This is a genomic window from Psychrobacter sp. 1176_08 (genome assembly GCF_052850615.1).
Genome location: NZ_VXCU01000009.1, coordinates 108,605 through 120,945, shown reverse-complemented (window position 1 = coordinate 120,945; position 12,341 = coordinate 108,605). Strand labels below are relative to the sequence as shown.

The window sequence follows — 12,341 nt, the reverse complement described above, 5'->3', positions numbered from 1 at the left end:
TGGAACATAAAAAAGCCACTGTATTTTGACAGTGGCTTTTTTATTATCTACAGCTTCGACTTATTAATGGCGGAAATGGCGCATACCTGTGAATACCATCGCGATACCATGCTCATTTGCTGCAGCAATGGTCTCATCATCACGCATAGAGCCACCTGGCTGAATAATGGCAGAAATACCAACTTGGGCAGCATTATCAATACCATCACGGAATGGGAAGAAGGCATCTGATGCCATGACAGCACCTTCAGTAGCTAATCCCGCGTGCTCAGCTTTGATAGCTGCAATACGGGCTGAATTGACGCGACTCATTTGACCTGCACCCACACCAATCGTGCGCTGACCTTTTGCATAAACAATGGCATTAGATTTGACATATTTCGCCACATTCCAGCTGAAAAGTAGATCGGCAATTTGCGCTTCGGTTGGCTGTACGTCTGTGACGATGGTCAGGTCATTGGCAGTAATCAAACCAAGATCTTGCTCTTGTACTAACAGACCACCATTAACGCGCTTGTAGTCCAGCTGGGTATCACGCTGATCCGGTGCAGGTAGTTCGCCGCATACCAATACGCGCACGTTTTTCTTAGCAGCCGTTGCTTCGAGTACACCTTCTTCAACGCTAGGGGCGATAATCACTTCAACAAACTGGTTGTCGATGATGGCATGAGCAGCTGCTAACGTTAATGGACGGTTGAAAGCGATGATACCGCCAAAAGAAGACTCAGGGTCTGTGCTAAAAGCCGTGCGATAAGCCGTTACCTGATCAGCATCAACAGCGACACCGCAAGGATTGGCGTGCTTAACGATAACGCAAGCAGGTGTACTAAAAGCTTTTACGCATTCAAGCGCTGCATCAGTATCGGCGATATTGTTATAGGACAGTGCTTTGCCTTGCAATTGCTTAGCGGTCGCAATAGAGGCTTGCTGGCTTTTTAATGGGTTATTTTCTACATAAAAAGCGGCATTCTGATGTGGGTTTTCACCGTAGCGTAGGTCCTGTACTTTTTCAAGTTGCACATTAAATGTACGCGAAAAATTCTCAGCGCTTTGGTCTTCATTGACACGGCTACCTAAGAAGTTGGCAATCATACCGTCATATTGTGCAGTATGTTCAAAAGCTTTCACCGCTAAATCGTAACGTAAAGCAGCTGTCAGTTCAGTACCATCACCCAATGCAACAAGTATACGCTCATAGTCAGCTGGATCAGTGACGATTCCAACTTGGGCATGGTTTTTTGCCGCTGAACGTACCATAGTAGGACCACCGATATCAATATTCTCGATGGCATCGTTCATGGTTACATCAGCACGAGCAATGGTTTCAGCAAAAGGATATAAATTCACCACAACCAGGTCAATACGTTCGATTGCATGCTCACTCATCACAGCATCATCTGTACCGCGACGTCCGAGGATGCCGCCATGAATTTTAGGATGTAGCGTTTTAACACGACCATCCATCATCTCAGGAAAGCCTGTGTAGTCAGATACTTCGGTGACAGCAATATTGTTTTCTGTGAGTAACCGATAAGTGCCGCCAGTAGATAGTAAGCCAAAACCTGCTTTGATAAGACCCTCGGCAAACTCAACGATATTAGATTTATCAGAGACCGATAATAGTGCAAGTGGGGTTGTACTCATAAAAAAACTTCCATAAAAAAAGCCTGACGTAAACGTCTGGCAAGGGGATAATGACAGTTATTGTAGACGATATCGCTGAGGATAAAGTCATGAACGTCAAATTGCCATACATAGTGAAGATTAATGAATATAAGAGCGCTCATATAGCCTGTGCTACATTAAGTCGTAAGTTTTGAGTTTTTTGCGTAAAGTACCGCGATTAAGACCAAGAATTTGCGCACATTTGGTTTGATTGCCTCGAGTTTTTTCGAGCACGACAGATAAGAGGGGTTCTTCAATTTGTTTTAAGATCAATTCATACAAATCAGTAGGTGTCTCGTCACCCAGCATGGCGAAATACTGTCTTACCACACGTTCTACATGTACACGTAAAGGCTCCTGTGCATGATTGGTATCACTACCTAAAGAAGAGCAAAAACCATGCGCCGGATGACGATAGTCGTTCTCATTATAATCGGCAAGATGATCAGAGCTTTTGGCAAAATGATTGGCGTTATGCTGTGCATGAGTTGCCATAAGATAATGTCCTTTAGAGAGAATCAAACCATGAGAGGGTAGGGTATTATATCAAACTAATTTTGTCTAGCGCTGACAGATTGGCTGTTATCTTCAGTAGGATTATCGAGTAAGAACAGTTTTATACTGTAAATGACCACCTATTTTGCTGCTCAACAGCGAAATCAGTACAAAGGATTTATAGTGATTTCGCGGATTTTTGTATCAGCTACGGGAATTGTAAACAAAAGCTGCCTAGCACTATCAGCAGCCAAATAGTTTTGTTTACTCAGTAAATACTCTTCTGGTGTCGCGATAAATTCGCCAATCATACTATTCGCACTATAAACACTGACCTTGAGATTTGGGTAAAGCTGTGCTTTTGCACTTTGATTATTTAACGTCGCACTTACATCGCTAAAGGTGCTGGCATCATTAACTAGGCTTGAGCGATGATTGGTGTTAACAATTGATAATGCATTTAAATCAGCGCTTGGCAAACTACAAGCAGCGATAGAACAGATTGTTTGTAGGCGTTCAGCATAAACTGGTTTCTTGACCAGATTTTCTAAATTAAAAATGACATATTGGGCAAAAAGTAAGAGAGCCAGTACGGAGCATCCAAGTACCCATAGTAATGAGGCAATTGACTGTTTTTCTGACGTTGGTGAAAATTTTGCTTGAGATTTTCTAATATGCTTTTCGGGGATGTTGTTTTCGTCCTTAAGAGGCACACCCATATTCAGCAATAATTGTGATAAATCTGTATCGTCTTGCAGTGTCTCTTCACGCTTGTTTTGTTCTTTTAGAAGCTCCTCAAGCCATGCATTGTCTGTTTTTTTATCTACGCTTGCATGAATATCATTAGCTGCTACTGAACTTATTGCAGAGGGTGCTGTTGACGCATGGTCATTTAATAAAGGTTTCGTAGAGGCGTGGCTGTTTTTATTTGCTGCTTTAGAGGTATTATACGAAGGTGTATTAACAGGAGTGGATGCATGACTTGCTTGAGTCAACCATGCATCCATACTGTCTAGTGAGTCATACTCTAACTCGGTATCTGAGGCCTCATCGATATCCATATCATCATAAATCAAATCATCAGATGAAAACTCTTTTACCAGTTGCCTATTCGTAGACGGCATATTTTGATTGGATGATTTGGTCTCTGATCGAGTATTAGTACGATAGCTAGTATGAGTGACAATAAGATGTTGATTGACCAAAAAACTTTGTTGACACTGCTCACAGTTGACGATGGCATTTACTTTATTTAACTGAGTCTGCTGTACGTCAAAGCAAGCTTTGCAATGGGGGCATTGAGTTTTTATGGCAGTGGTCATAGGGTCGAATCCAAAAAAGATGGTTATCAATACCGCTCAGCCACTTATAAAAACTGCCTATCACGCTCATACTTGCATTCAAACGTACAACAAATTAATGAGTTACAGCTAAAGATAGAGTGGCATCAAACACATAACATTTGACTACCCTCTATCGTAACAGATGTAATTAAATGTTGCTAGCCTGTAAATGTACCAGATAATCGCTGCCAGTGCTGCTCTTCTTGGGCAGTGAAAGCATGTTTCGGATCAAGTGTAAAATAGGGCTGATAAGCTGCCATGACCTGTTCAGTTTGAGACTCAATCAATCCCGCCAAAACAATACGACCTTTTGGTGCGATTAAGGTAGAAAAATAAGGCGCTAAGCCAATCAAAGGCTTGGCCAAAATATTGGCAACGATCACATTGACAGGCAAGATATCATGTTCTGAGCAATAATCAGTGAAGGCTTCTGGCAAAAATGCTTGTAGACGGTCACCCACTTGGTTGCGCGCTGCATTTTGATTGGTGGCCAGTACGGCTTGAGGGTCGATATCGACGGCAAATACGTGACGTGCACCTAATAACAAAGCGGCAATGCCCAAAATACCCGAACCACAACCGTAATCGATGACAACTTTATCATTTAAATCTTGTTCTGTTAGCCAATCAAGACACAAACGAGTGGTGGCATGATAGCCAGTCCCAAAAGCAAGTCCTGGGTCCATAATAATGTTGGTTGCCTTAGGGTTAGGCGGCGTTATCCAATTTGGCACAATCCATAAGTTATTGGCACATTCGATAGGATGATAGTTACTCATCCATTCGCGTTCCCAGTCTTTGTCATCAACGGCGCTCAGCCAAATACGTGTGGCTTGTACTTGCGCGGCAATCTCATGACTCAGCTGCTCAACGGCTTGGCGGCTACCCGTGTCAGTTGTGGCATCGAACAATCCGGTTAAGATGACATCATCCCATAGTGGTGATTCACCAGGTAATGGCTCAAATAAAGGCTGGTCACCTGCGTCGTCTAAAGCGATGGATAATGCCCCTGCTTCTAGTAGCAGTGCTTCAGCCAAATCGACGTTTGCTTTTTCACATTGTAAATGCAGTTGTTGCCATGCCATAACGATAACCTTAAGCTTGAATAAAAATGAATATAGATATGTTTTAAGTGAACGATGAACGTACCAAATTTAAAAAAATAATAGTATGGTTTTCTTGTCTAGTGCTTGATGGCTCAAGTACTGCCTTTATTAGCGTAAGGCTTGCTTTGCTTCACGTATGACACGCGAATTACCTTGAGCTTGTCCAGACTGCAAGATAATTTGCCACAAGGCTCGCCTACGACTAGAATCTTGCGAAACCGTAAGCCCGCGTCTAGCCATCGCCTCTGCTTTGCGAGGTTGGTTCTTTTTCAATGCCACTTGCGCCAGATAAAAGTATACGGCAGAAGACTTAGGCGCTAGGCGCTGTGCACGAGTGAAGCTATTTTCAGCATTGGTCAGATTGCCAGATTTCAGTTGATTGATGCCAGTTTGCATCAAATTGCGAAATGCTGGCAGATCACTGTTGTTGCTTGTTGCTCTCTGAGTCCTTTGCTGTGAATTTTTTCTTGCTTGCTCTAGTAACTCGTTGCGTGAGGGTACTATTGGTTCTGAGATCATGTAATCATCACGAGAAGGAGTGAGGATGATGGTATTAGATGGAATCGATGCGGAGCTAGGTGTATCAAGAACAGGTGTCTCTTGCGTCAAGGGATTTGATGGTTCAGAAGAACCATCAGACTCAATCGCATAATCGCTTTCATCATCGGCTCTCACGATAGGCGCTTGAGTGACAGGCGTAACCTTTACTGTGGTAACGGCTTCTGACACTCGTTCCTGTGATGGTAAGCTGGCTTGTATAGGTGTACTCTGCGCTGTAGTAGACATACTTGGTGCAGTCTGGCAGGCACTCAAACTTAACATGGCGATCAGTACACCAACTGTCAATGAGGTATTGGCAGTGCTGCTCTTTTTGAGTGGCATTATAAACACCTGCTTAGCTAATACAGTTTGATTGAGAGATAACATCATGTCGAAACCCTTTATAAGTTTTAAAAACAGTTTTAGCGTCATTGAACTCTAAAACCACTCAACGGCACGGTCATACCAAGTATCAGCACGACTTTCTGCATCATCACCTTCTTGATTATCAGAGTCAACCGCTTCGCCATTTGGAATCTCCAAACCTTCACGGCGACGTTGCTGGTTGATAGCGCTTTCCTGATCCTGTCCTTGCATCTGTTCACGATTGCGATCTTGTTGATAAAGACCAATTGCACAACTACTGGCCTCTTCTGGCAAATGCGCAGACATGACCGGTAGGTAGCGAGCGTCAGCACAGCGTTCATTTGATAACTTGCCTGAGTTGTTTTCAAGCCATAACCATTCGATACCTTCAGGCTCAGGCAACGCCACAGGGGTAAGTTTTAAGCGTTTCATATAGTCAACCCAAACTGGTAGGGCACCTGTACCACCGCTCAAACCAATTGGCTTGTTGTCATCACGACCTACCCAAACCACACTGACATAGTTGCCACTGTAGCCTGCAAACCAAGCATCGCGGAAATCATTCGTAGTGCCTGTTTTACCCGCCAAGTTTAGATTGCTACCAAGCGATTGCGCCCGTTTAGCAGAACCCGTTGCAACCACTTGTTGTAACGCATAGTTGGTCAAAAAGTTGGTCTCAGGTGGGATGCTACGCTGAGTGTTTAAACCAGTACGTTGCAAAATGCGACCACGATCATCAATCACAGTACGAATACTATGAATCGGCGTGCGAAAGCCACCCGTCGCAAACACTTGGTAGACGCCAAGCATATCCATTGGGCTAAGATTAACTGAGCCTAATAAAGCAGAAGGATAAGGTGGTATTTTTTCTTTAACCCCCATGCGCTGTAACTGCTTGGCAAAGGTGTCTACTCCGAACTCCATACCTAAACGTACGGCACTGTGATTATAGGAGTTTGATAAAGCAGTGGTGAGTGGCACAAAACCATGATCACGATTGTCATAGTTTTTAGGATTCCACTTGGTACCGTCATTCAAATTCACCGTAATTGGCGAGTCGTCTATTGAGCTGGCCAGATTATAACGACCGCTTTCAAGTGCTGTCATATAGATAATAGGTTTTAACAACGAGCCCACTTGACGCTTAGCATCGACGGCGCGGTTAAAGCCTGTAAATTCACTACCACTGCCGACCACAGAGACAAGCTCGCCCGTTTCAGGATTGGCACTTACCAAAGCACCCTGTAGATTTTTGGTTTTACTATTGTTGCGGCGCAGCTCCCCAAGCTTTTTATCAACGGCTTTGTCTGCTGCTAACTGAGCAATAGGATCTAGCGTACTAATGATAATCAGACCTTCGTTTTTGAGATCGTCAGAGTAGTACACAGTGTTTAATTCACGTTTCACGATATCTAGAAAGTCTGGGAATTGACTCTTGCCCTCAACAGGCTTATCGACGATGCCAAGTGATTGCTTCACTGCTTTATCGTAGTCTTCTTGGCTGATTGAACCCACTGCCAGCATATTACTAAGGACAATATCACGGCGCGCTTTTGAATCATTTGGATTGCGACGCGGATTATAAATACTTGGACCTTTTGCCATCCCGACAAGCATGGCTTGTTGATCCAAACGCAGCTCATTCAAAGGTTTGTCAAAATAGAATTGTGATGCCAAACCAAAACCATTGATCGAGCGATTGCCGTTCTGGCCCAAATAAATCTCATTCAAATAAGTTTGGAGAATCTCATCTTTACTATAGTGCAGTTCAAGTAGCACGGCCATTAAGGCTTCATTGGCTTTACGTTTTAGGGTGCGGTCAGAATTCAGATAGAAATTTTTAATTAGCTGCTGCGTAATGGTTGAACCACCCTGTCTAGAGCCACCTGAAAAGTTATTGAGAACAGCACGTGCAATACCACGTATCGAAACCCCTTTATGCTCATAAAATGCACGGTCTTCCGTGGCTATCAATGCATCGATCAATGGCTGGGGTACTTCATCTAACGAGACGACCAAGCGATCTTCGTTGCTATCTGGATAGATACCGCCAATATTGACAGGTTCCAAACGAATGATGCCACTTTTGGCAGGTAAAGTGCTTTGAATCGACTCGATTTTATTACCGGCAATGGTCATTTTAATGACCTGCTCTTTGTCGATATCACTTGAGCTATAAGTAAAGCCACGCGTATGGATAAAATAGGTATTGCCTGAGCGATGATAAGTACCCGTGCGATCATAGGACTTATTGCTTTGATAATTTAAAAGCTCAAGCCACGTCTTCATCGTATCTCTATCAACATTCGCACCTTGATACAACTCAAGTGGCTGGGAATATACTTTTGCAGGAATGTCCCAGCGCTTACCCTCAAACTTATGGGTAATGGTGCGATCAAGTTTCACTAGATATAGTGCCAATAGGACCATACCAGCGATGACGATGATTAATAGAAGACTACTAAATACCAAGCCGCGCTGTTGTGAGGGCAGCGTATGATGAGTAGGCTTAGAGGAAGGTAATAGCTTGGGATTGGATTTTTGCACTGATGTCGCACCATTTTTGGATAAAAAACTGCCTCATAATGACGTAAAATGACAAATTTTTCAATCTATCATCGTCAATGCAGTCATTCATTGTTAGTAGACTACAAGCAGTTATGCTACTTGCAGCGACGGCTTATAGTATAATCTGTCTCTAAATACTCATATTGGTAATAAATCGTCGGCCGCTTTTAATTGGATTTATGAATGGCATTAAGATAGCAATTTACGACTGCTATCACGATGTATTTTCTATGAATTCGTCATTGAGTTTTTATTCTGCGTAAACTAACTGGCATCGATACTATTGCAAACCGCTATATTGGATGGTGTTCAGCACCATCAATAATAGCAAGTTTACTAAGAACAAATAGGGTTTGAGAAAACCTATATAAAGGAAGTAAGTGCGATTATGTCTAGTACTCCATCACAAGTGGCATCGGGTAGCAGCCATCCTTATGAAGATAACTCTATCATCGAAGGCTTGGTACTACCCCTCGCTGGTCACTGTTTTCACTGCGGTGATCCAGTGCCGCAGCCACCCTTTCATGCTGAGATATTAGGCAAGTCACGTGAAATGTGCTGTATGGGCTGTCAACTGGCCTCACAAAGCATTGTGGAAGCGGGGCTTGAACAGTATTATCTAGACCGTTCAGAAATTAATCGCACTGCAAGTCTACCAACCCAATTGAACCGCCTCGAAGTTTATGATCACGATGAAATAAAGTCGCAGTTTGTCTATGCACAAGATGGACTTTCAGTCGCAGAGCTGTCCGTCAATAACTTACGCTGTGCTGCTTGCACATGGTTGATTGAATCGCGGCTAGATGAGCTAGATGGTATTCGTCAGTGTCAGGTAAACTTGACCAGTCAGCGTATGCGAGTGGTTTGGGATGAGAGCAAACTGCCCATCAGTCGTATCTTAGCTGTTATCAATGAAATTGGCTATGAGGCAAAGCCTTATCGGCAAGATACTCATGAGGCCATGCTGGCACGTCACAATAACCAAATGATACTGCGCCTAGGCATTGCTGCTCTAGGTTCTATGCAAGCCATGATGTATGCGGTTGCGCTGTATTTTGGCGAGTACAGTGACATGTTGGTTTTTCAACGGGACTTTTTGCGTTGGGTATCCTTGTTCGTTAGTACGCCTGTTTTCTTCTATGCCGCCATTCCTTTTTTTACCTCTGCATGGTCAGCGATTCGCGCGCGTCAAGTCAATATGGATGTGCCCGTTAGCGTTGCTTTAATCATTACTTTCTTTGCAAGTCTTTATGCCACTGTGACGGGCCAAGGAGAAACCTATTATGACTCAGTCAGTATGTTTGTTTTCTTCTTATTAGCAGGGCGTTACATTGAGCACAATGCACGCCTAAAAGCGGCCACAATGGCAAACGATTTGGTGGTGGTCGAACCTGTGCTGGTACAGAAGATTGCTGAAAATAAGGCAGCAGCGCGGCAAATTTTGCAGCAGTTAGAGCAAAATGTGCTCACGCAAGTGAGTATTGAGAAGAAAAACACAGATACCAGTGATCCGGTTGATGACTTGGGCGTAAGCGATGCCAATTTGCAAAGCACTGCCAGCGTTATGCCAAATTTTATGCAGAGTATGGATGCCAATGTCTATCAAATAACCTCACAGATTGCACAAGATTGGCAGCAAACACGGCATCAATCATCAGCCATGTCACAGCCGGACAGTCTAGAAGAAAAACAGATGATGACTGCCCATAGTTTGCAGGTGGGTGACATCATTATGATTGAGGCGGGCTGTGAGATTATTAGTGACGGCATTCTACTCAGCCCAACCGCAACCGTGTCACAAAGCCTACTAACGGGTGAGGGTGATTTGATTTTAAAGACTCAAGGAGATTATATTGTTGGCGGTGCGCAAAACGACAGCCAACCTTTTGAGATGTTGGTAACAGCGCTACCAGAAGACAGTCAGATTGGCTTGATTGATCGACTGATGAACCGAGCCATGAGTGAAAAACCAAAACTTGCACAGCAGGCGGACAAACTGGCACGTTGGTTTGTTGCTCGAATTTTGGTATTGTCCGTTTTGGTCTTTGTAGGCTGGTACATCGTTGAGCCAAGTCAAGCCATTTGGGCCACGGTCGCAGTCTTGGTGGCAACCTGTCCTTGTGCGCTCTCTTTAGCGACGCCCATTGCGCTGACAGTGGCTACCAATCGGCTGGCAAGCTATGGATTTTTGACCACGCGTGGCCATACCCTGCAAACGCTTGCTGAAATTACCCATGTAGCGTTTGACAAAACAGGTACGTTGACTTATGGCAAACCCAATTTGCTCAATATTGAGTTAACCGCTTCTCATAATGAAATAGTGCTTAACTGTACAGATAAGGATCGCAATCTCACAACGTCTGCGCAAAAAGACGAAGTGCTAGCAATTGCTGCTGCGCTGGAAGTAGGGAGTCGTCATCCTATTGCCCATGCTTTACTAACCGCAGCCTACCAACTGCATTTGCCAGCAACACAAAACTTACAGCATTACCCAGCGGGCGGTGTGGAAGCAATGATCGATGGGATACTTTATCGCATTGGTCATATAGACTTTGCTCTGGATGGCATAAACAACACTAAAAGCGGTCAAGACCTTAGTATTGATTTGGAGATGCATCGAGCCAGCTCAGCGGTGGTGCTGTCTTGTCAGCGAAATCAGTCAGCATCTTGGCAAGCGTTGGCCTGTTTCTATTTTAATGACAAAGTACGCGATAGTGCGAAAGCCATGCTTGATACGCTCAAAGCATCGAATATTGAAGCAGTCATGTTGACAGGCGACCCAAGTCACCAAGCGCTGGTCATGGCCCAAAATTTAGGCATGCAATACGCCTATAATGGCTTATCGCCCACTGATAAGGTCAATCATATTCAGCAGTTGCAAGCGAAAGGTGCGATAGTGCTCATGGTGGGCGATGGTATCAATGATGCGCCAGTATTGGCCGCCGCCGATGTCTCAACCTCAATTGCAGGTGCAGCAGATTTGGCACAAGTATCTAGTGATAGTATTATTTTAAATGGACAAATCGAAGCCATTACTGCTGCCAAGCGTATCGCTGATAAAGCTGAACGCATTATCAAACAAAACTTTCGCTGGGCGCTTATCTATAATGGCGTCGTATTGATACCAGCGGCATTAGGTTATGTGCCACCATGGCTTGCTGCCATTGGTATGTCACTAAGCTCATTGTTCGTCGTACTAAATGCGCTGCGTTTAAAGCGTGCTTAGATTGGTAATTGTTTTATTCAGCTCATAAAAAAACCGCCTTCGGTAAAAGACGGTTTTTGATTGAAAATAGTTGGTTGTTTTAAAGACTGGTGGTAAGCATTAGATTAGTCTTGTAGGTAGCTAAGCAAACGCATGAATTCAATGTACATCCATACCAGTGTTGCAAGGATACCAATACTGAATAACCATTCGTAGTCTTCAGAAATACCCATTGCCACGCCACGATCGATGTTGTCAAAGTCTAATAAAAGTGTAAAAGAAGCAATGACAATCACGAACAGACTAAAGCCAATGGCAATAGCGCCACCTTCAAACAAAAACGGTAAGGTTGAGCCAAATGCTAAAGAAAGTACCCACTGTGCGACGTAAACAAGCATAATGGCGATAACGGCTGAGGTCACAATTGAACGGAACTTTTCGGTGACTTTAACCAAGCCCGAACGATATAGTCCTAGCATCACTGCTGCTGTGACAAAGGTGGCGCACATTGCAGTAACGGGTACTGTTGGGTACATTCTCATAAAGAATAGGGAAATACCGCCCAAAAATATACCTTCTAGCAATGCATAAGGCACTGCCAACGTCTTGGCTTTTTGTGGTTTAAAGGTGATCACAAGGGCGAGAACAAATGCAGCAATCATGCTACCAAAAGCTGCCATTGTGATAAAACCCTGCGATAGCCCTGCCATAAGGGCATAAAAGAAAAAGCCCACACCAGTGATAGCAGATAAGCCAAGTAACAGACTGGTCTTTTGAATCACACCCTTGACCGTCATTGGATTACCGCCGATCGCAAGTTCTGCGCGACTGACAATAGGATTGGCCATACATGTATCCTTAATAATAAATTATATAAATATCAGTTACTTTAGCAAAACCGCCATTATTGTCAACTGTGTTTGCGTGACAACAGTCAGGGTTTGAGCATAGCTTTACATTGTGTACTGATTGAAAAAATGCTGCACCGCTCAATCTACCTACCCAAAGAGTGAGTGAGGCGACTCTTATGAACCAGATTACGACAGTTAACAA

At 43.8% G+C, this 12,341-nt stretch carries 8 protein-coding genes; 1 reads left to right on the top strand and 7 read right to left on the bottom strand.

The window, feature by feature from the left end:
• Window positions 1-63 precede the first annotated feature (63 nt).
• The 6 genes from purH to mrcB all read right to left on the bottom strand — a co-directional run bounded on the left by purH (window position 64) and on the right by mrcB (window position 8,062).
• Window positions 64-1,644: a bifunctional phosphoribosylaminoimidazolecarboxamide formyltransferase/IMP cyclohydrolase gene (gene purH / locus FW759_RS12375; RefSeq protein ID WP_446443144.1), complete on the bottom strand. Its 1,581-nt coding sequence runs from the start codon at window positions 1,642-1,644 to the stop codon at window positions 64-66.
• A 153-nt stretch (window positions 1,645-1,797) separates the two neighbouring features.
• A complete protein-coding gene (gene fis / locus FW759_RS12370) occupies window positions 1,798-2,160 on the bottom strand; it encodes a DNA-binding transcriptional regulator Fis (RefSeq protein WP_062844165.1) in 363 nt (120 codons plus the stop codon).
• A 164-nt stretch (window positions 2,161-2,324) separates the two neighbouring features.
• Window positions 2,325-3,482 carry a zinc-ribbon and DUF3426 domain-containing protein gene (locus FW759_RS12365; protein ID WP_446443143.1) on the bottom strand — a complete coding sequence of 386 codons (1,158 nt, stop codon included), beginning with the start codon at window positions 3,480-3,482 and terminating at the stop codon, window positions 2,325-2,327.
• Window positions 3,483-3,661: 179 nt separating this feature from the next.
• Window positions 3,662-4,588 carry a 50S ribosomal protein L11 methyltransferase gene (prmA, locus tag FW759_RS12360; protein WP_446443142.1) on the bottom strand — a complete coding sequence of 309 codons (927 nt, stop codon included), beginning with the start codon at window positions 4,586-4,588 and terminating at the stop codon, window positions 3,662-3,664.
• A 129-nt stretch (window positions 4,589-4,717) separates the two neighbouring features.
• Complete coding sequence (locus FW759_RS12355; RefSeq protein WP_446443141.1) at window positions 4,718-5,539, bottom strand: tetratricopeptide repeat protein; 822 nt, start codon at window positions 5,537-5,539, stop codon at window positions 4,718-4,720.
• Between the two features lie 48 nt (window positions 5,540-5,587).
• Window positions 5,588-8,062, bottom strand: a complete 2,475-nt coding sequence (gene mrcB, locus FW759_RS12350; RefSeq protein WP_095568824.1) for a penicillin-binding protein 1B — start codon at window positions 8,060-8,062, stop codon at window positions 5,588-5,590.
• A gap of 409 nt (window positions 8,063-8,471) precedes the next feature.
• On the opposite strand from mrcB, the gene FW759_RS12345 reads away from it, so the two are divergent.
• Window positions 8,472-11,309: a heavy metal translocating P-type ATPase gene (locus tag FW759_RS12345; RefSeq protein WP_446443140.1), complete on the top strand. Its 2,838-nt coding sequence runs from the start codon at window positions 8,472-8,474 to the stop codon at window positions 11,307-11,309.
• 104 nt (window positions 11,310-11,413) lie between these two features.
• Here FW759_RS12345 and FW759_RS12340 read toward each other — a convergent pair whose 3' ends face one another.
• Window positions 11,414-12,136 (bottom strand): Bax inhibitor-1/YccA family protein, encoded by a 723-nt coding sequence (locus FW759_RS12340; RefSeq protein WP_062844171.1) that lies wholly within the window; start codon window positions 12,134-12,136, stop codon window positions 11,414-11,416.
• Between the last annotated feature and the right edge of the window lie 205 nt (window positions 12,137-12,341).